The organism is Deinococcus radiodurans R1 = ATCC 13939 = DSM 20539 (assembly GCF_000008565.1).
GTDB classification, from domain to species: Bacteria; Deinococcota; Deinococci; order Deinococcales; family Deinococcaceae; genus Deinococcus; species Deinococcus radiodurans.
Window position 1 is genome coordinate 918,747 of sequence record NC_001263.1, and the last position, 19,872, is coordinate 938,618.

General features: G+C 65.9%; 11 protein-coding genes, 2 tRNA genes and 1 pseudogene. 8 read left to right on the plus strand and 6 right to left on the minus strand.

Annotation, left to right across the window (positions count from 1 at the left end):
* Positions 1 to 34: 34 nt before the first annotated feature.
* Positions 35 to 4,675, minus strand: coding sequence for a DNA-directed RNA polymerase subunit beta' (rpoC, locus tag DR_RS04710; RefSeq protein ID WP_010887556.1), 4,641 nt, complete (start codon positions 4,673 to 4,675; stop codon positions 35 to 37).
* A gap of 138 nt (positions 4,676 to 4,813) precedes the next feature.
* Positions 4,814 to 8,293, minus strand: a complete 3,480-nt coding sequence (locus tag DR_RS04715) for a DNA-directed RNA polymerase subunit beta (RefSeq protein WP_027479684.1) — start codon at positions 8,291 to 8,293, stop codon at positions 4,814 to 4,816.
* A 274-nt stretch (positions 8,294 to 8,567) separates the two neighbouring features.
* Between DR_RS04715 and DR_RS16675 the strand changes: the two genes are divergently transcribed.
* The 7 genes and pseudogenes from DR_RS16675 (at position 8,568) to DR_RS04745 (ending at position 16,165) form a co-directional block, all read left to right on the plus strand.
* Entirely contained in the window at positions 8,568 to 8,903 is a 336-nt protein-coding gene (locus tag DR_RS16675) for a hypothetical protein (RefSeq protein WP_234944678.1), read from the plus strand.
* A 10-nt stretch (positions 8,904 to 8,913) separates the two neighbouring features.
* The gene (locus DR_RS04720) at positions 8,914 to 9,810 is read left to right on the plus strand and encodes a class I SAM-dependent methyltransferase (RefSeq protein ID WP_010887559.1); all 897 of its coding nucleotides are present in this window, start codon (positions 8,914 to 8,916) and stop codon (positions 9,808 to 9,810) included.
* Positions 9,811 to 10,062: 252 nt separating this feature from the next.
* Positions 10,063 to 11,843, plus strand: a pseudogene (rpoD, locus tag DR_RS04725) (RNA polymerase sigma factor RpoD).
* 174 nt (positions 11,844 to 12,017) lie between these two features.
* Positions 12,018 to 13,475 carry a DUF4129 domain-containing protein gene (locus tag DR_RS04730; protein WP_010887562.1) on the plus strand — a complete coding sequence of 486 codons (1,458 nt, stop codon included), beginning with the start codon at positions 12,018 to 12,020 and terminating at the stop codon, positions 13,473 to 13,475.
* Complete coding sequence (locus DR_RS04735) at positions 13,472 to 14,536, plus strand: AAA family ATPase (protein ID WP_010887563.1); 1,065 nt, start codon at positions 13,472 to 13,474, stop codon at positions 14,534 to 14,536. Before DR_RS04730 ends, DR_RS04735 begins: the two co-directional genes overlap by 4 nt.
* On the plus strand, positions 14,533 to 15,672 hold the full coding sequence (locus DR_RS04740) for a DUF58 domain-containing protein (protein ID WP_010887564.1): 1,140 nt from the start codon (positions 14,533 to 14,535) through the stop codon (positions 15,670 to 15,672). The genes DR_RS04735 and DR_RS04740 overlap by 4 nt, the downstream gene beginning before the upstream one ends.
* Positions 15,673 to 15,901: 229 nt before the next feature.
* Positions 15,902 to 16,165: an M-like protein gene (locus DR_RS04745; RefSeq protein WP_010887565.1), complete on the plus strand. Its 264-nt coding sequence runs from the start codon at positions 15,902 to 15,904 to the stop codon at positions 16,163 to 16,165.
* Positions 16,166 to 16,686: 521 nt separating this feature from the next.
* Here the strand turns inward: DR_RS04745 and DR_RS04750 are convergent.
* The 3 genes from DR_RS04750 to DR_RS04760 all read right to left on the minus strand — a co-directional run bounded on the left by DR_RS04750 (position 16,687) and on the right by DR_RS04760 (position 18,215).
* The gene (locus DR_RS04750; protein ID WP_010887566.1) at positions 16,687 to 17,865 is read right to left on the minus strand and encodes a trans-sulfuration enzyme family protein; all 1,179 of its coding nucleotides are present in this window, start codon (positions 17,863 to 17,865) and stop codon (positions 16,687 to 16,689) included.
* Positions 17,866 to 18,003: 138 nt separating this feature from the next.
* A tRNA-Leu gene (locus DR_RS04755) sits at positions 18,004 to 18,089 on the minus strand.
* Positions 18,090 to 18,138: 49 nt separating this feature from the next.
* A tRNA-His gene (locus tag DR_RS04760) sits at positions 18,139 to 18,215 on the minus strand.
* 176 nt (positions 18,216 to 18,391) lie between these two features.
* Here DR_RS04760 and DR_RS04765 point away from each other — a divergent pair.
* Complete coding sequence (locus tag DR_RS04765) at positions 18,392 to 19,537, plus strand: acyl-CoA dehydrogenase family protein (protein WP_010887567.1); 1,146 nt, start codon at positions 18,392 to 18,394, stop codon at positions 19,535 to 19,537.
* A gap of 36 nt (positions 19,538 to 19,573) precedes the next feature.
* Here the strand turns inward: DR_RS04765 and DR_RS04770 are convergent, their stop codons facing one another.
* Positions 19,574 to 19,858, minus strand: coding sequence for a DUF427 domain-containing protein (locus DR_RS04770; RefSeq protein WP_010887568.1), 285 nt, complete (start codon positions 19,856 to 19,858; stop codon positions 19,574 to 19,576).
* Positions 19,859 to 19,872: the final 14 nt, after the last annotated feature.

Genomic DNA, 19,872 nt, shown 5'->3' on the forward strand with positions numbered 1-19,872 from the left:
GTTTCCGAGTGGGGGTCTTTCTATGGGCTACAGCTCAGTCGCCGTAGCCGGGGTTGATGCTGCTGCCGGGGCGGGTGTCGTCGTACCGCTGCCCGCCGGTCACGGCGTCGGAGGAGGTGCTGCCTTCGCCGTACTTCTCGAGGGTGCGGTCGTCGGCCACCTGCATTTCGCGGACCGTCAGCAGGCCGGTGCCCGCCGGAATCAGCTTGCCGAGGATGACGTTTTCCTTCAGGCCGATCAGGTCGTCGACCTGGCCGCGCATGGAGGCTTCGGTCAGCACGTGGGTGGTGTGCTGGAAGGAGGCGGCGGAGAGCCACGACTTGGTGGTCAGGCTGCTCTTGGTGATGCCGAGCAGCACCGGCTTCCAGCTCGCGGGGGTCTGGCCTTCTGCCAGCGCCTCGTTGGCCTGATCGACTTCCCAGTGCTCCACGGTCTGCCCTTCGAGCAGCGTGGTGTCGCCGCCGTCAGTCACTTCGACCCAGCGCAGCATCTGGCGCACGATCACTTCGATGTGCTTGTCGTGGACCTTCACGCCCTGCGAGCGGTACACGCGCTGCACTTCTTCCACCAGGTAGCGCTGGGCGGCGTCGGTGTCCTTGTACATCAGCAGGTCGTGCGGGTTGACCGCGCCGCGGGTGATCGGCTGCCCGGCTTCTACGCGCTCGCCGTCCTTGACCGTCATGCGCAGCACGCGGGGCACCTTGGTGGCGGTCTTGGAGGAGTACTGCTCGTCGTCGGCTTCGATACGCACGAGGTAACGCTCTTCTTCCTCTTCAATGCGGATCACGCCATCGCGGTCGGCGACCACGGCCTGGGTCTTGGGCTTGCGCGCTTCGAACAGCTCGATCACGCGGGGCAGACCCATCGTGATGTCGCCGCCGCCCGCGATCCCGCCGGTGTGGAAGGTGCGCATGGTGAGCTGCGTGCCGGGTTCGCCGATGGATTCGGCGGCCACCACGCCCACCGCTTCGCCCATGCTCACGGGCTTGGCTTGCGAGAGGTCGTAGCCGTAGCACTTCTGGCACACGCCCGCCTTGACGCGGCAGTTGAGTGGCGTGCGGACAAACACTTCGCCGATGTGCTTGGCGTCCTTGGCAATCGCCTTCACATCTTCCATCGAGAGCATTTCGCCTTCGGGAATCACGCGCCCGTCGCTGAACTCAACGTCGGCGGTCAGGGTGCGGCCATAGATGCTGGTTTCGATTTCGCTGCCCTTGCGGCTGCGCCATTCGCCGGTGCGCTCGTCGGTCGCACCCAGCGGCATCACGGTGGAGTCGGTGCTGCCGCAGTCCACGTCACGCACGACGACTTCGTGGGCCACGTCCACCAGCTTGCGGGTCAGGTAGCCCGAGTCGGCGGTACGCAGCGCGGTGTCGGCCCCACCCTTACGGGCGCCGTGGGTGGAGATGAAGTACTCCAGCACGGTCAGGCCTTCGCGGAAGCTGGCGCGAATCGGCACTTCGATGGTCGAGCCGTCCGGGCGGGCCATCAGGCCGCGCATCCCAGCAAGCTGACGAATCTGCTGCGGGTTCCCGCGCGCCCCCGACTGGCTCATGATCCACAGCGGGTTGAAGGGGTAGTTCTTCGAGAAGTTCTCGAACACGGCGTCCTTCACGGCGTCGGTGGTGTTGTTCCACAGCTGCACGACCTGCTTGTAGCGCTCTTCCTCGGTCATGAAGCCGAACTCGAAGTTCTGCTCGATCTCGGCGAGCATCTGGTCGGCTTCGGCCAGCAGTTCACCCTTGTTGGGCGGCAGCACGATGTCGTCGATGCCGATGGTGATGCCCGAGGTGGTCGACAGCTTGAAGCCGCCTTCCTTGAGGCCGTCGAGCAGCCCGGCGGTCGCTTCAATGCCGAGGTGCTTGAAGCACGCCATGACCATGTCCTTGAGGGCGTCCTTCTCGTAGGTGGTTTCGAGGTCGACCAGGGTGTCGATCAGGCCGCCCTGAGCGCCCAGCGCTTCTTGCACCATGCGGCGGAACTGCACGCGCCCGGCGCTGGTTTCGTACACCTGACCGTTCAGACGAATCCGCACGTGGTCCTGGTGGTCGATCTCGCCCTGTTCGACGGCGTGGAGCGCTTCGTCGGGGTTGGAGAAGGTGTAGCGCAGGCGACCGGGGCTGGTCTCAACGCCGTTGACCATGACCGGGCTGTTGAGGCTGAGCTTGCCTTCGTCGAAGGCCGCGAGCGCGTCGGCTTCGCTGGCGTACTCGGTGCCCGCGCCAAGGTTGTCGCGCCGCAGCTGGGTCAGGGTGAAGATGCCGAGGATGATGTCGCGGCTGGGCTTGACGTTCGGCTCGCCGTTGGCGGGGGAGAGCAGGTTGTGCGAGGCCAGCATCTGAATGCGGGCTTCGGCCTGCGCCTGCGCCGAGAGCGGGACGTGAATCGCCATCTGGTCGCCGTCGAAGTCGGCGTTAAAGGCTTCACAGACGAGCGGGTGCAGCTGGATGCTCTGGCCTTCGACCAGCACCGGCTCGAACGCCTGAATGCCCAGACGGTGCAGCGTCGGCGCGCGGTTGAGCAGCACGACCTTGTCCTCGATCACTTCTTCGAGGGCGTCCCACACGCTGTCGCGGGTGTCGCGGTAGCGTTCGAGCATCTTGCGGGCCTGCTTGATGTTGGTGACTTCGCCCTTCTCTTCGAGCACCTTGAACAAGAAGGGCTTGAAGAGTTCGAGCGCCATGCGCTTGGGCACCCCACACTGGTGCAGCTTGAGCTGCGGGCCGACCACGATGACCGAGCGGCCCGAGTAGTCCACACGCTTGCCGAGCAGGTTCTGGCGGAAGCGGCCCTGCTTGCCGCCGAGCAGGTCGGTCAGCGAGCGCAGGCTGCGGTCACTGCCGGGGTTGGTCACGGGGCTGCCGCGGCGACCGTTGTCGATCAGGGCGTCCACCGCTTCTTGCAACATGCGCTTTTCGTTGCGGATGATCATGTCGGGCGCACCCTGGCTCATCAGCTTCTTGAGGCGGTTGTTGCGGTTGATCAGGCGGCGGTACAGGTCGTTGAGGTCGGAAGTCGCAAAGCGCCCGCCGTCCACCTGCACCATCGGGCGCAGGTCTGGTGGCATCACCGGCACGGTGCCGAGAATCATCCACGAGGGGTTGTTGCCGCTCGCCTTGAAGGAGCGGGTGACTTCCAGCCGCTTGCGGGCCTTGGCGCGCTTGTGGCGGCTGTTGTCCTTCATCTGCTCGTTGAGCTCGGTTTCGAGTTCGTCGAGGTTGAGTTCGTCGAGCAGTTCCTTGACGGCTTCGGCGCCCATCTTGGCTTCGAAGTCGTAGGACTCGATGACGCGCACCTGCTTACGCACGAGGTCGAGTTCGATGCGGCCCGAGATTTCGCTGCGCAGGTTGCCGTCGTCGGCGAGTTCGTCGCCGGGTTCCACACGGTCACCGTTGACCACCAGCGGCTCGTCGTCGTAGGCGTAGACCTTGGCCTTGCTCACCAGAATGCTGGCGGGCTGGTGCAGGGTGATGACGCCGTCGGCTTCCGCGATGACTTCTTCTTCCTTGTCAATCGCGCCGATCACGCGCTGGCCCTTCGTTACTTCGCTGCCGTCACCGACGAGCACGTGCATGGTGGGGTCGATGGGGTACTCCACCCGGCGGGTCCAGTGCGCGGTCACGGTCACGTCGCCCTTCTTCTTGGGGAAGGTCACGCCGCTGAGGTTGCTGTCACGGCTCACGCGCAGGCGGGCGCCTTCGCTGGCGTCGGCCAGAAGCGCGCCGGCTTCGATGACTTCGCCTTCGGCCACCTGCACGTTCATGCCGTGGGGCACGTACACGCGGGCCAGCACTTCACCGCGAATGGGGTCGGCGGCTTCTTCCTCGTCGCTGTCGTTCGCTTCCACGCCTTCGCGCAGTTCGATCATCACCGAGTCTTCGCCGAGGTCGTGCATGAACACGGTGCCGGCCACCGGCGCGGTGATCTGCACGTCCTGTTCGAGTTCGGCCAGGATTTCACCGGCGCGGAAGGTTTCCTGCTCGACCAACGTATCGGCGGGCAGCGGCAGGCTGGCTTCCACGCCTTCGCTGTAAGCAATCACGGCGCGGCGGGGGAAACGGTACTGCGCGAGGCCGTCCATCTTGGACACCACGTTGCCGCCCAGAATCTGTCCACGGGTGACGTACTCGCCGTCGCGGATTTCCACGTCTTCGACGCTGTTGGGGATGGTGTAGGTTTCCTGCCGCCCAAAGCGCAGTTCGCGGTACTCGTCGTCGCTCAGCAGTTCGCCGCGCTTGAGGGGCCGCCCGTCTTTCTGCGCGTTGAAAGGCTTGGTCACGATAAAGGAGCTGAAGTACAGCACCTTTTCGAGTTGCCCGGCGCTCAGGTCGAGCAGGGTGCCGATCTTGCTGGGGCTGTCCTTGACGTACCAGATGTGCGCGGCAGGGGTCGCGAGGTCGATGTGACCCATGCGGTAGCGGCGCACCTTGCTGGAGGTCACTTCGACGCCGCAGCGCTCGCAGACCTTACCCTCGTATCGCTGGCGCTTGTACTTGCCGCAGGCGCACTCGTAGTCCTTGATCGGCCCAAAGATGCGCTCGTCGAACAGACCTTCGCGCTCGGGCTTCAGGGTGCGGTAGTTGATGGTTTCAGGCTTTTCGACCTCGCCGAACGACCATTCGCGGATCTTCTCCGGGCTGGCGATGGCGATGCGGACTTTGTTGAAGTCTTTCATTCAGGCTCCTGTGGAATGGAGGCTCTTTTGTTGGTCAAACCGTCGAACTGTCTCACCGTCGAACGGCTGAAAGATGTTGGCGGTTTGACCTTTAGACGGTTTGACAGTGCTCGACGGGTTGGCAGTGCCGCAGGCGCCTTAGCGCTTGGGCATCATCCCTTCAAAGATGTCCACGGCCTTGTCGCCGTGGTCGAGCACCTCGACGTCCAGACCGAGCGAGTGGAGTTCCTTGACCAGCACCTTGAAGGACTCGGGGATGGTGCTGCCCGAGACTTCTTCGCCCTTGACGATGCTCTGGTAAGCGGCGTCGCGGCCGTCGATGTCGTCGGACTTGATGGTGAGCATTTCCTGGAGCACGTGCGCCGCGCCGTAGGCTTCGAGGGCCCACACTTCCATTTCGCCGAAGCGCTGGCCGCCGAACTGCGCCTTGCCGCCGAGCGGCTGCTGGGTAATGAGCGAGTAGGGGCCGGTGGAGCGGGCGTGCAGCTTGTCTTCCACCATGTGGTAGAGCTTCATCACGTACATGATGCCGACCACCACGGGGCCGCTGATCGGCTCGCCGGTGCGTCCGTCGTACAGGATGCTCTTGCCGGTGCGGGCGAGCTGCATCTGGCCCTTCTCGTAGTCGTCGCCGGGGGCGTCGATCACACCGAGCTTGCCGGCGCGGTCGAGCACTTCCTGCTCACGCTTGTCGAGTTCGAAGCCGTCGTCTTTTCTGGCCTGGAGACGTTCGGCTGCGGCCACTTCGAGCATTTCCTTGATGGTCGCTTCGGTCACCGAGTCGAACACCGGGGTCTCGAACTTCTGGCCGGTCAGGCGCGCGACTTCACCGAGGTGGGTTTCGAGAATCTGCCCGAGGTTCATGCGCGAAGGCACACCCAGCGGGTTGAACACGATGTCGACGGGGGTGCCGTCTTCGAGGTAAGGCATGTCTTCGGGGCGCACAATCTTGGACACGACGCCCTTGTTGCCGTGGCGGTTCGCCACCTTGTCGCCCACCTGAAGCTGACGCTTCTGGGCCACGTACACGCGCACCATCTCGCGCACGCCGGGCTTGAGGTCCACGCCTTCGTCGCCGCGGCGGAAGCGCACGGTCTTGACGACGATGCCGCCCTGACCCGACTGCACGCGCAGCGAGGTGTCTTTCACTTCACGGGCCTTCTCACCGAAGATCGAGCGCAGCAGCCGCTCTTCGGGGGTGGGTTCGGACTCGCCCTTGAAGGAGGTCTTGCCGACCAGGATGTCGCCGGGCTTGACTTCGGCGCCCACGCGCACGATGCCGTCTTCGTCGAGGTCACGCAGCGCGGCTTCGGACAGGCCCGGAATATCGCGGGTGATCTTTTCCGGCCCCAGCTTGGTGTCGCGGGCTTCGATCTCGTCCTTCTCGATGTGGACTGAGGTGTAAAAGTCCTGACGCACGAGGTCTTCGTTGATGCAGATGGCGTCTTCGAAGTTGAAGCCGTCGAAGGGCATGATGGCGATGGTGATGTTCTGCCCCAGCGCCAGCCGCCCGCGCTCGGACGCCGGGCCGTCGGCGATGACCTGGCCGACCTTGACCTCGTCACCCACGCTCACGATGGGGTGCTGGTCGAGGTTGGTGCCCTGGTTGGAGCGGGTAAAGCGGATCAGCTCAAAGGTGCGGACGTTGCCCGCGTTCATGTTGAGTTCGCGGTGGTCTTCGCTCAGCGTCACCTGAATGGCGCGGGCGTCCACGTAGCTCACGCGGCCATTCACGTCGCTCACGACGCTGGTGCCCGAGTCGGTCACCACGCGGCGCTCGACGCCGGTGCCCACGGCGGGGGAGTCGGCACGCACAAGCGGCACGGCTTGCGACTGCATGTTCGAACCCATCAGCGCGCGGTTGGCGTCGTCGTGCTCCAGGAAGGGAATCAGCGAGGTGTTGATGGACACGATCTGCTTGGGCGACACGTCCATGTAATCGACTTCGTCGGGCGTGTAGAGCAGCGGGTCACCCTTGCGGCGGGCCAGCACGCGCTCGTCGGCGAAGGTGTTGTCTTCGTTGAGCGGGCTGTTCGCCTGCGCGATGGTGTAACGGTCCTCGATATCGGCGGTCATGTACTCGACCTGATTGGTCACCTTGCCGTCCTCCACCTTGCGGTAGGGCGCCATGATGAAGCCGAGGTCGTTGACTTTGGCGTAGCTCGACAGCGAGGAAATCAGACCGATGTTGGCGCCTTCGGGCGTTTCGATCGGGCAGATGCGCCCGTAGTGGGTGCGGTGCACGTCGCGCACGTCGAAGCCGGCGCGCTCGCGGGTCAGACCGCCCGGCCCCAGCGCGGAGATGCGGCGCTTGTGGCGCAGATCGGAGAGCGGGTTGGTCTGGTCCTTGAACTGCGAGAGCTGCGAGCGGCCAAAGAACTCGCGCATCGCTGCCACGATGGGGCGGTTGTTGACCAGTTTGGTGGGGGTCGCGGCGTCGGGGTTGCCGAGCAGCATGCGCTCACGCACGCCACGCGCCATGCGGCCCATGCCCACGCGCAGCTGGTCGGCGAGCAGTTCGCCCACGGTGCGCACGCGGCGGTTGCCGAGGTGGTCGATGTCGTCTTCGGCAACGGGCACGTCGGTCACCACGCCGTCTTCGTCCACCATCGGCACAGTTTCGAGGCCCTGTTGCAGCGCCATCAGGTAACGGATGGTGTCCACCAGCCCGGCGTCGCTGAATTTGCCGTCTTCGAACTTCAGCAGGGTGCGTTCCTGACGCTGCACGCCCAGCTTGGTGTTCATCTTGAAGCGGCCCGGTTCGCCCAGGTCGTAGCGGCGCGGGTCGGCGAGCAGCCCGAAGAGGTACTGAATCGCCTTGTCGCGCTTGGGTGGGTCGCCGGGGCGCAGCACGGTAAACAGGCGCAGCAGGGCTTCGTCGGCGCCCATGCCCGCGCTCTTGTCTTCGCCGGGTTCGACTTCGGGCGTGAACTCGGTGAACAGCGCACGAATCGAAGCGTCGTCCATGCCCAGCACGCGCAGCAGCAGCGAGACGGGGAACTTGCGCTTGTTGACCTTCATTTCCAGCACGTCACCCGCGAACTCGAGTTCGATCCAGGGGCCACGCTTGGGCATGGGAATGATGGCGGCGGTGTACTGCTTCTTGATGCCCTTGTAGGAGCTCGTGAAGTACACGCCCGGCGAGCGGTGGATCTGCGAGATGACCACGCGGTCGGCGCCGTTGATGATGAACGAGCCGTCGAAGGTCATGAGCGGCAGGTTGCCGAGGAAGACCCAGCTTTCGGGCGGGCTGTCGGGCTTGAAGCCCTTGATGACGCCAGTGTCTTTGTGAATCAGTTCGAGCTTGACGTAGAGGGGCGCTTCATACGTCAGGTCTTTTTCGCGGCACTCCTCGGGGCTGTACTCGGGTTCACCGAGGCGATACTCGATAAAGTCGAGCACCATGCCCGTCGAGCGGCCCTTTTCGGACTCGTCGATGGGAAAGACCTCGCGGAAAGCACTTTGCAACCCCACGTCTTCGCGCTGGTCGGGGGCCTTGTCGTCTTGCAAAAAGGCTTTGAAAGAGTTGACCTGCACTTCGGTCAGGTTGGGGAGCGGAATCACTTCGGTGATGTCACCGAACCGCTCGATGCGGGGGGGAGTCTTACTCAGGGTCATGCACACCTCGCACGCTGGAAATCTCGGGGCTGCGGCTCTCGTCCAGGTCCAAAAGCGCAACTGGGACCGCCGGCTCTCGCCTGCGCTCCTCGGAAAAAAGACCTATTGTTGCCATGTATACTTGTGATTCACGTTCCGGCAAAGAACCCCTGTCCAACCCATCCTGGTTGGCGACAGGAAAGTATAGGGCGCTCATGATTCCCTGTCAAGAGGCTGGGCGACTGCGGCGTGGCCCCCGCGTCTGGGCGTCTGCGCTGTGATAAACGGAAAGCCGATGACAGGCGGCAAAAAGCAAGGCGGCAGGCCTGGAGGCACTAAGCCCAGGCAGAAAATTCGGCTCACCCGCGAGACCGGGCAACGGCGCGGCGGCGAAAGCGGTGAGGACGTGACGGTGGCCCCGGCAGTGGGCGGGTATTTCGACGTGCGTCCGGCCCGGTTGCCCCACTGGCTCGACCCCCTCTCGGCGCTCACCAAGCCCGGCGTGCGCGGCTTTCCCGAGGCGGACGCGGCCCAGGTGGTGCTGGCCCAGACGATGCGCAAGGACCGGGTGCGCGGCGAGGTTCTCGACCTCACCGCGCAGGCGGCCTGCTCGCCAGCCTGCCGGGCGTGACCTGCGGGCGGTGGAGGGCGCGGCGGCGGCGCTGACGGTCCTGCGCGCCGCTGGCCTCGACGCGCACGCCACGACCCCTGGCGAGGACCTCTCCGCCCGCTGGCCCGAGCGCGCCCGCACGGTGGCGCTGGTGCTCGCCGGCGACCGGGGCAATGCCTACGCGCAGGCGCAGGTGGCGTGGGCGCACGCCTGCACGCCTCCCGGCGGCACGCTGTACCTCGCCGGCGACCGGGACAAGGGCTTCGACCGCTACGTGCGGCAGGCGGGCGCGGCTTTCGGCAGCGGTGAAGTCGTCGCGCGGGACGGCGGGATGCGCGTCGCCAAACTGGTGCGCCGCCCCGGCCCCACGCCGCCGCTGCCTGAGCCGGAGACGTATGAGGCGTTCGGCGTCAAGGTGGTCGGCCTCCCCGGCGTGTTCAGCGCCGCCAAGCCCGACAAGGCGACGGCCATTTTGCTGACCCATCTCGCGGACCTTGACCTGACGGGCCAGCGCGTCCTCGACCTCGGCTGCGGCGCGGGCCTCATCGGGGCGTGGGCGGCGAGCCGGGGCGGGCAAGTCACACTAGTAGACGGCGACCTCCAGAGCGTGCGGAGCAGCGAGCGGACGCTGGCCGCGAATGCGCTTCCCGGCGAGGTCATTCACTCCGACGTGGACGCGGCCCTCGGCGAGCGGCAGTTCGACGTGATGCTGACCAATCCGCCGTTTCATGTCGGGCGCGGCGTGGTCCTCGACGTGGCCCGCGAATTCATCGCCACCGCCGGGCGCCGCCTCGTTCCCGGTGGCCGGATGTTCCTCGTCGCCAACGAGCCGCTGCCCTACGAACAGGCCCTCGGGGCGCTCGGCACGGTGCGTGAAGTGGTCCGCGAGCAGGGCTTCAAGGTGCTGGAACTGCGGCGGGCGGAGTAAGAGAGCGAGTCCGAACGGCGGGTGGGAACCTTTGACCCTCTGACCTCGTATTCCCTGAGATGTCCGAATGCTGTTGCTTTCCCGAAGTTGTTTCGCCGCTCCTGGTGTTTTCCTGACCTGCTCGACGCGTCCCTGGTCGTCCGTCTTACTCACGTCTTTACCGGAGAGGGGCTCAGAGCAAGGTCTCTGCTAGACTGACCCGCTTAAGGCCACTGGCCCCCACACCCCATTTTCACATCTCAGGAGTCCTCAATGGCTGAACCTGTCAAAACCCGCGTTCGTCCCAAGGCCAAGCCCGTTGCCGAGGAGGCACCGGCGGAGAGCAAAATCATCACGCCCGACAAGCCGCGCACCCGCCGCAAGGTGACTGCCGACGCGGCGCCCGCTGCGGCTCCGGCGGCCCAGGCCACCGACGCTGCCCCGCCCGCGCCCAAGCCGGCCCCTAAACCCGCTGCCAAGCCTGCCGCAAAGAAAGCCGCGCCCAAAAAGGCGGTGACCCCCGAGGCGGCAGCAGACGCTGCGACCGACACCGCCGAAGCTGCACCGGCTCCCAAAAAGGCCCGTGCCAAGCCGGCAGCCAGCACCAAGGCAGCCGACGAGAAGCTGACCGACGACAAGCCGGCAGCTCCTAAGAAGCTGCTGCCAAAAAGGCGGCGCCCAAGAAAGCTGCCGCCGCTGAGGGTGCCGAAGCCGCTGAAGAGGCACCCGCAAAAGCTGCGCCCAAGGCCAAGGCGGGCGGCACCAAGGCCGCTGCGACCAAGGCGGCGCCTGTCAAACCCGCCGCTGGTGGCCCCGCTGAAAAGCCCTACTACCAGCACCCCAGCATTCAGGAACTGCTCAAGGCAGGCAAGGCCGCCGGCATCCTGGCGAGCGAAGATATCGCTACGGCGCTGGCTGCCGCGCTCGAAGCGCATGGGCTCGACCCCGAAAGCCCTGACGCCTTCGAGGATATGCAGGTCTACCTCGCCGGGCAGAACATCGAAGTGCAGGACCTCGACGAGGACGAAGACGAACTTGAAGGCGACGACGCCGACACCGAGGACGCGGTGCCCGGTACGGCCCAGGCGCAGCAGGACGACGACGAGGAAAAGTACTTCGACGATATGCCCCGCGCCGTCAGCAACGACCCGGTGCGCCAGTACCTCCACGAGATCGGGCGCGTTTCGCTGCTGACCCTTGAAGAAGAAATCGCACTCGCCCGCCGCATCGAGGAAGGCGAAGAAGCCCGCAAGCAGCTCGAAGAAGACGAAAGCCTCGACGACCGCTCGCGCCGCCGCCTGATGCGCCAGATGGAAGACGGCGCCGCCGCCCGGCAGGGCCTGATTGAAGCCAACCTGCGTTTGGTCGTCTCTATCGCCAAGAAGTACACCGGGCGTGGGCTGGGTTTCCTCGACCTGATTCAGGAAGGGAACCAGGGCCTGATTCGTGCGGTCGAGAAGTTCGAGTACCGCCGCCGCTACAAGTTCTCGACCTACGCGACGTGGTGGATTCGTCAGGCGATCAACCGCGCCATCGCCGACCAGGCGCGCACCATCCGTATCCCGGTGCACATGGTCGAAACCATCAACAAGCTGACCCGCACCGCCCGGCAGCTCCAGCAGGAGCTCTCGCGCGAGGCGACCCACGAGGAAATCGCCGAAGCGATGGGCCCCGGCTGGGACGCCGCCAAGGTGGAAGAGGTCCAGAAGGTCAGCCAGGAGCCCGTCTCGCTCGAAACGCCTATCGGTGACGAGAAGGACAGCTTCTACGGCGACTTTATCCCCGACGAGAACCTCGATTCGCCGGTGGACAACGCCGCCAAGACGCTGCTCTCCGAAGAGCTCGAAAAGGCGCTGGGCAAGCTCACCGAGCGCGAGGCGATGGTTCTCAAGTTCCGCAAGGGGCTGGTCGATGGCCGCGAGCACACCCTCGAAGAAGTCGGCCAGCGCTTCAGCGTGACCCGCGAACGTATCCGCCAGATCGAGAACAAGGCGCTGCGGAAGCTCAAGTACCACGAGAGCCGCACCCGCAAGCTGCGCGACTTCCTCGACTGAACTCCGCCTTTTGAGCTGCCCCTGCCCGCGTGGTGGGGGCCGTTTTTTGGCTCTGGCGGTGGGCACTGGCGCTCTAACACTCTGACAGCACTAGGAACTTTTCTACGTGTCCGGCATAGTGAGCGGCACCATGACAGTGCTTAATACGACTGAGCTTAAGATCGAGGGTGCCGTGTGACCACGGCGGCTAGTCCGCTTCCTATAGATGAGTCGCCGCAGACGGTGCCCTGGCGCCGGGCGCTGCTGGCGTTGCTGCCGCTGGCGTTTCTGGGGCTGATGCCCTGGGGAATCTGCCTGGGCCTGAGCGCCGTCATCCTGATCGGCCTGCGCTTTCCGGCGTGGGGGTCAGGGCGACTGCTGCTGTTTCTCTTCGTGATTGCAGTGGGGGCGCTGGTGCAGGTGCCCGGCGCGTGGAACTCGGGCGCCGGCCCCGGCCTCCTGATTGCCCTGGCTTCCGGCTATCTGTTGCAACTGCTGCTGGTGTTTCTGCTCCATTTTTCCCTGATCATGCTTGAAGAAGGCCAGCGCCGGGGGCTGCTGCTGGTACTGTTGCCGGCGCTCTTCGCCCCGCAGTGGGGGCTGGTGCCCGCGCTGCTGGGGGGCCTGCTGGCGCGTGAAGGCCCCGACGACCGCCTGTCAAGTCAGCGGGCGCCCACGCAGCGTCCGGTGTGGGTCACGGTGGCCGGGGCCGCTGCTGCCTTGGTTCTTCTCGGCGCACTGCTGCCGCACGCCCGAGTACAGGTTCAGGAAGTGGCGACCCGGCAGGCCGCGCCCCCCCCGCAGGAGGAAACCTCCTCGGACTGGAGTCTGAAGCCGGAGGACAGTGGCACGCGAAGGCAGGCCAAGCCGGCGGCGAACGCGCCCTTTATGGTCAAGTTCGATGAGGACCGGCTGGCGCTGCCGCCTGTCGAGCTGCTATTGCTGTTCAGCGCTCTGTTGTTGGCAGCGTTGGGGATCATCCTGTGGCGCACGACAGGCGGCGAGAAGATGCCCGCCCTGACCCTGCCGGAAAAACTGATGGTCGCAGGCCTGACCCTGACGTTCCTCCTGACCCTGCTCGCGGCGCTCCTGATTCAGGGCAAGGGGCAAACTGCTTCCCAGACCCTGGAACAAACGCAGGACACCATGAAAGAGGCAGGCCGAAAGATACGTGAAATGGTGCCTGAACAGGCGGCCCATACCGTCAACGGCACCGGATTTTTCAATGCCTTGAGCTGGGTGACGTTGGCTGCCGCGGTCCTTGTTGTCGGTCTGCTGCTGCTCAGGTTGCGGCGCCCCCGCCTGCGCCTCGCTGCTCAGGACGTGGAAGCGACGGACGATACGGCTTCTGCCACTGCCCCGGCGCCCGCCCTGCACCGCGTTCGCCTCGCTTATCGCCGCGCTGAGGACGCTTTGCAGGAGGCCGGACACGCCCGCACCCCCGCCGAAACGCCCGCCGGGTACGCGGCGCGGCTGAGTGCCCAGTTGCCCGACCTCGCCGCGCCGCTCCAGACCCTCACCCGCGTCTACGAGCCGGTCCGCTACGGCGGGCACGTGACCGACGAAGACGCCGACGCCGCCGAATCCGCCGCTGAGCGCGTGGCCGACCTCGCTCCCCTCCTGCGCCCCCCCGACCCGGAAGGAACCCTATGACTGCACCCACCCCGACGGCTCCTGGCCTGACGCCCGCCCCCCAGACCCAGCCTTTCGCCGCCGAAATCATCGCCAACGTCGCCCGCGTGCTTGTCGGCAAAGAAGACGTGACCCGCCTCGCGCTCGCCGCCATTCTCGCCGGAGGACACGTGCTGCTCGAAGACGCGCCCGGCACCGGCAAAACCGTGCTGGCGCGCGCGCTGGCCGCCAGCCTGGGCCTCGATTTTCGCCGCGTGCAGTTCACCCCCGACCTGCTGCCGAGTGACGTGACCGGGGTGAGCGTGTTCCGGCCCGCCACCGGCACCTTCGAGTTCGTGCCGGGGCCGATTTTTACCGGCATCCTGCTCGCCGACGAAATCAACCGCGCCACCCCCAAAACGCAGTCCGCGCTGCTCGAGGCGATGGGGGAGGGGCAGGTCAGCGAGTCGGGCGTGACCCACCGCCTGCCGCAGCCTTTCGTCGTCATCGCCACCCAGAACCCGGTGGAGCACGAGGGCACCTACCGCCTGCCCGAAGCGCAGCTCGACCGCTTTTTGCTGCGGCTCTCGGTGGGGTATCCGTCGCTGGAACAGGAAGTGGAGATGCTTGCGCGATTGCAGGAGCGCCACCCCTTGCAGGATCTGCGGGCCGTCGCCGCGCCCGCCGACCTGCTCGCCGCGCAGGCGCAGGTGCAGCAGGTGACGGTCAGCTCCGATGTCCGGCGCTACCTCGCCGCGCTCGCCGCCCGCTCGCGCCAGCACCCGCAGGTCACGCTCGGCGGCGGCCCGCGTGCCAGCCTCGCGCTTCAGGGGGTTGCGCAAGCCCTCGCCTGGACGCAGGGGCGCACCTTCGTCACGCCGGACGACGTGCAGCAGGCGGCGCCGGGCGTGCTGGCCCACCGCCTCTCGCTGGGCATCGAGGCCCGGATGCAGGGTCTGAGCGCCGCCGACGTGGTGCGCGAGGTGCTGGCCGCCGAACCCGTGCCGGTGGAGAAAGGCCCCGGTGAGCGCGACATGGGTGAGCGCGGGACAGGCGAGAGGGGGCCAAGCGAGAGAAATACAGCCGAGGTGCGCGGCGCATGACCTCGCTGCTGGTCGCCCTGATCTGGGCGCTGGCCCTTGCGTTCGTCGCGGCGATGCTGTGGTGGCTCTACCGTCAGCCGCCGGAAGTCACGCTGACGCGGGAGCTGCCCCGCGCCGGGTTCAGTGGCGGCGAGGTGCCGCTGACCGTGCGGCTGGGCCTGCGCAGTCGCCTGCCGGTGCGCTACGTCCTCGAAGACCCCACGCCCGGCTCGGTGGTCCCCCGCGCCGCCGTCAACTTTGCGGGGGACGTGCTCGGCGAGCGCCAGAGCGAACACCAGACGCGGGTGATCCTGGGCCGCCGCGGCGAGTTCGACTGGCCGGGCGCTACCCTGCGCTGGGCCGACCCGCTGGGGCTGTTCTGGCGCTCGCGCCCGCTGCACGAGCCGACCCGCCTCGAAGTGTTTCCCGGCACCCACGGCCTGCTGCTGCCCGACCTGCTGCGGCCCCTGCTCTCGGAAGGCGGGCTGTCGCGGACGCTGGGCCTTGAAGATGCCCTCAGCCTGCGCGGGGCGCGGGAGTACGTGAGCGGCGACCCGCCGGGGCGCATCCACTGGCGGCTCTCGGCGCGGCAGGCGGGCGAGCCGGGCGGCGGGCTGATGGTGCGCGAACTGGAAAGAACGGCGGCGAGCAGCCTGACCGTTTACCTCGACACCTCGGCGGGCAACGACATCTACCTCGAAAGCGCGGTGCGGCTCGCCAGCAGTCTGATTACCGAGGGGCTGGCGCTGGGGCTGCCTGTTTCGCTGGCGACGGCGGGCGCCCAGACCCCCACCGGACGCGGGGAGGACGCGGCGCAGGCGGCTCTGCTCGCGCTCGCGCAGGTGCGGCTGACACCGGGGGGAGAGCCCCGTATATTGCCTCCCCGCAGCGGCAGCAACCTCATCATCCTGACCATGCTCGGCGGACCGGTCCTCACCGAGCAGGCCATGCGGGCGCGCGCCACCGCCAGCCGCGTGACCATCCTGGCGCTGCCCGAGGGCTTTTACCTGGAGCCCGGTGAAAACCCGCGCCGCCAGTGGGCCGCCGTGCCCGATACGGTGCGCGACCTGGAGCGGCAGGCGGGGGCGCTGGCCGCGGCCGGCATCCTGGTTTTCGTGCTGCGCGGCAATCAGAGCGTGTTGCGGTTGGGGGTATAAGACGATTTAAAATTGAGTCCCGGACATTCCTGGGCGCAGTTTTGCGCGGAGCGCATGGAAAAAATACGGTTTTAAGGAGATGGACGGGCATCCGGTGCCTTTCCGGATGTTCGGGAATCGGATTAAAACCGTATCAGCTCCGTATCAACAGGGCCAGGGCCTGAAACTGCCCACGGGACATAAAGGCGGGCTCAGCCTGCGGGCGGCTCCGGCTTGCTAGCGTAGGGCCATGAGCGACAACGGAAACAAGCCAGTCAAGACCGAAGACGAAATCAGCAACGTCGACTTGCAGTTCATGGGCACCCACGACGAGAAGAGCGAACTGGACGCCGCCGTCAAGGCCGAAAGCAAGTCCGCTGCGATGGCCGACAAGGACGGCGTGGACAAGGTCGACGTGATGAGCGCCCAGAGCATGGACGCCTCCGACCCGCCCAGCACCAACATGGGCGACGCCGACCGCGACGACAGCGACGACAAGAGCAGCGTGGGCTGAGGCCACACGGCTTTCCAGGGCAGACCGGCAATAAGCTGGTCTGCCTTTTTCGGTGCCCCGCAGTGTTCACTCGGGGCGGTATTGCCCGCTCAGCTCCGTATGAGACCCTCTCCCGCGAGACCGTTGACCCTGGGAGGAGGCAGAGCTGTGATACGGCTTCAAATTGAGTCCCGGACATGTCGGGGCGCAATTTTGCGCGGAGCGCATAGAAACAATGGTTCGTGCAGTTTTGTGGTCGTTACAGAGGGCGATCAAGATCTTGCTGTCTAGGACGCCATTTGCGCTCCCCCATCCCAACCTCCCCCGCAAGGAGGGAGGGACAAAAAACGCCGTGTTTATCGCAGCTTGGTTAGCTGAATTCCAAAACTGCACGGACTATTGATAGAAAAAATACGGTTTTAAGGAGATGGACGGGCATCCGGCGCCTTTCCGGATGTTCGGGAATCGGATTAAAACCGTATGAGGCACGGAGGGGCGGCCCCGTCCAGTCAAGCCCGAACGTCACCTCCCCCCCGAACCCCTCAGCGCCGCGCCTGCCTCAGCGCCTGCTCGATGTCCGCCCAGAGGTCTTCGGGGTCCTCAATCCCCACCGACAACCGCACCAGCCCCGGCACGATGCCGTGCGCGTTCAGCACTTCCTCGCCGAGCAGTTGGTGGGTGGTGCTCGCCGGGTGGCTGCTCAGGCTCTCCACGTCGCCGAGGCTGACCGCCTGCGTAAAGAGCTGTAGCGCGTCCAGAAACTGCTGCGCGGCCGCAAAATCCCCGAGATCCAGGCTGACGATGCCGCCGAAGCGCCCCGACATTTGCCGCCGGGCGAGGTCGTGGCCGGGGTGCTCAGGCAAGCCGGGGTAGTACACCTTCAGGTCGCCCCGCGCCGCCAATCGCTCGGCGATAAGGTGCGCCCCCGCGCAGTGGGCCTCCATCCGCAGCGGCAACGTCTTCATGCCGCGCAGCAACAGGTACGCCTCGAACGGCCCGAGGCTGGCCCCGACATGCCGCAGCCCGTGCAACCGCAGGTCGAGCAGGGTGGCGGCGTCCCCGGCGACTACGCCCCCAATCACGTCGCCGTGCCCACCGAGGTACTTGGTGGCCGAGTGCATCACGAGGTCGGCCCCGAACTCAGCAGGCCGCGTCAGGTACGGGGTGCTGAAGGTGTTGTCCACCACCAGCCGCGCCCCGGCGCCGTGGGCGAGGTCGGCCACTTCGCGCAGGTCGGTCAGGCGCAGGGTGGGGTTGCTCGGCGTTTCCAGCCACACCAGCCGCGTCCGGTCGGTCAGCCGCCCGCGCAGGTCCGCCGGGTCTTTGGCCTCCCACACCCGGATGCCGAACTTGGGCAGCATGTCTTGCAGCAGCCCCTCGGTGCCGCCGTACAGCGGGGCGAGAAAAGCCACCTCATCGCCGCTCCGCAGCAGCGTCAACAAAATGGCGCTCGCTGCTCCCATGCCGCTGGCAAAGGCGAGGGCGTCCTCTGTTCCTTCCAGGCTGGCGAGCTTTTCCTCGAAGGCCCGCACGGTGGGGTTGCTCAGGCGCGAATAGAAGTGGCCCTGTTCCTCTCCGGCAAAGAGCCGCTGCCCGCGCGCCGCGTCGCCATACCCGAAGGTGGACGTGGCATAGATCGGCATGGCGTGCGCCCCGGTCGCCGGGTCGAGACCATGCCCGGCGTGAACGGCCCGCGTGCGGAAACGTGCTGAGTTGTCCATACGTCTCTAGAATAAGCGACAAAACAAACGATTGTTAGGCGCGTCCGGGAATGAATGCCGGGATGAACGGCCAGCGAGAGGACCGAAGAAAAAAGCCGCCCGGCAGGACGACCTTTTTCTATCTTGTTTCTATCTTGCTGGTGCGAGAGAAGGGACTTGAACCCTCACATCCTACGGATACTAGATCCTAAGTCTAGTGCGTCTACCAATTCCGCCACCCTCGCATGGGTGCCTGAACGGAAAAACCCCGCCGTGTTAAGAGGCGGGGCGAGGTGGGGTGGAATATGGGACTTGAACCCACGGCCTCCGCTTCCACAGAGCGGCGCTCTAACCGACTGAGCTAATTCCACCATGCCCGTTCAGGCTCAAGCAGTGTAGGGGAGAGGACCGAATGTGTCAACGGCCCAGGTTGGGCTCAGCGGCTCGCGTTCAGCCGAGCGGCAAATTTTATACCGAGTCAAGACAACCCCCAGTGCTCAGTCAAGTGCCGGTGCGGGCCGAGTGCGCGGCGTACCCTGGCGGCACAATGGATTTCAATTTGCCTGATGACCTGCGCGAAGTGCAGGCGACCATCCGTGACTTCATGCTGACCCGCGTGGAGGACCGCGCCCAAGAAATCGAGCACACCAACAGCGTTCCGCCCGAACTCATCAAGGAAGCCGCCGACCTCGGCCTCTTTGGGCTGAGCATTCCCGAGGAGTACGGCGGCGTGGGCCTGAGCAGTCTGGGCCGCTGCGCCGTGTACGAGGCGATGGGGCAGGGGCACATGGGCTTTGGCGGCATGATTTCGGCGCACGCCAGCATTGGTACGAGCGGGCTGGTCAAGCTCGGCAACGAGGAGCAAAAGCAGCGTTTCTTGCCGCGCATGGCGGCGGGCGAGTGCATCGCGGGCTTTGCGATTACCGAGCCGAGCAGCGGCAGCGACGCGGGCAACATCCGCACCAAGGCCGTCAAGAAAGGCGACGTGTACGTGCTCAACGGCACCAAGCACTACATCTCCAACGCGCCGATTGCTGGGCTGCTCACCGTCATCGCCATCACCGATCCGGCGCAGGGCTCGCGCGGCATGAGCGCCTTCCTCGTCGAACCGCAGAGCACCCCCGGCGTGAGCATCGGCAAGATCGACGAGAAGATGGGCCAGAAGGGCGCACTCTCCGCCGAAGTCATCTTCGAGGACGCCGAGATTCCCGCCGCCAACCTGCTGGGGCCGGAAAACCGGGGCTACCGCGAGGCGCTCGGCATCCTGACGAACGGGCGCGTGGGCATCGCCGCCCGCTCGACCGGAGCCATGCAGCGCCTGCTCGACCTGTCGGTGGCGCACGCCCAGACCCGCGAGCAGTTCGGCAAGCCGATTGCCGAGTTCCAGGCGGTGCAGTTCATGCTGGCCGAGATGGAAGTCGCCATCCAGACCAGCCGGGTGCTGTGGCAAAAGGTCGCCTGGATGGTGGACCAGGGCCAGGATGTCAAGCGCATGGCGAGCGTCGCCAAGTACCACGCCACCGAGATGCTCTCGCAGGTGGCCGACAAGGCCGTGCAGGTCGCGGGCGGCATGGGCTACGTCAAGGACGCTCCTTTCGAGCGCTTCTACCGCGACCAGCGCCTGCTGCGCATCTACGAAGGCACCAGCGAAATCCAGAAGGTCATCATCGCCGCCGAACTGCTCAGGCGCTGAGGATGAGGGAGGACGGGCAGCCGGGAGACGGGCCGCTCAGTCCTCCTGGACCTGCACTCCTTTCCAGAAGGCGACCCGCCCGCGAATCTGCCGGGCGGCGTCTTTCGGTTCGGGGTAAAACCACGCGGCGTCAGGGTTGCGCTCGCCTCCGACCTCCAGGGTGGAGTAGCTCGCCGTGCCCTTCCAGGGGCAGACGGTGTGGGTGTCACTGGGGCGCAGAAACTCCTGGCGCACGCTTTCCAATGGAAAATAGTGGTTGCCTTCCACGACCACGGTGTCACTGCTGCGGGCGATGATCTGACCGTTCCAGGTGGCTTTCATGCCTTCAGAGTAGT

Bases quoted from the DNA above. Each gene is read 5' to 3' on its own strand.
- DR_RS04745 (WP_010887565.1), top strand. From the start codon at position 15,902: ATGAGCGACAACGGAAACAAGCCAGTCAAGACCGAAGACGAAATCAGC.
- rpoC (WP_010887556.1), bottom strand. From the start codon at position 4,675: ATGAAAGACTTCAACAAAGTCCGCATCGCCATCGCCAGCCCGGAGAAG.
- DR_RS04740 (WP_010887564.1), top strand. From the start codon at position 14,533: ATGACCTCGCTGCTGGTCGCCCTGATCTGGGCGCTGGCCCTTGCGTTC.
- DR_RS04735 (WP_010887563.1), top strand. From the start codon at position 13,472: ATGACTGCACCCACCCCGACGGCTCCTGGCCTGACGCCCGCCCCCCAG.
- DR_RS16675 (WP_234944678.1), top strand. From the start codon at position 8,568: ATGACAGGCGGCAAAAAGCAAGGCGGCAGGCCTGGAGGCACTAAGCCC.
- DR_RS04715 (WP_027479684.1), bottom strand. From the start codon at position 8,293: ATGACCCTGAGTAAGACTCCCCCCCGCATCGAGCGGTTCGGTGACATC.
- DR_RS04765 (WP_010887567.1), top strand. From the start codon at position 18,392: ATGGATTTCAATTTGCCTGATGACCTGCGCGAAGTGCAGGCGACCATC.
- DR_RS04750 (WP_010887566.1), bottom strand. From the start codon at position 17,865: ATGGACAACTCAGCACGTTTCCGCACGCGGGCCGTTCACGCCGGGCAT.
- DR_RS04770 (WP_010887568.1), bottom strand. From the start codon at position 19,858: ATGAAAGCCACCTGGAACGGTCAGATCATCGCCCGCAGCAGTGACACC.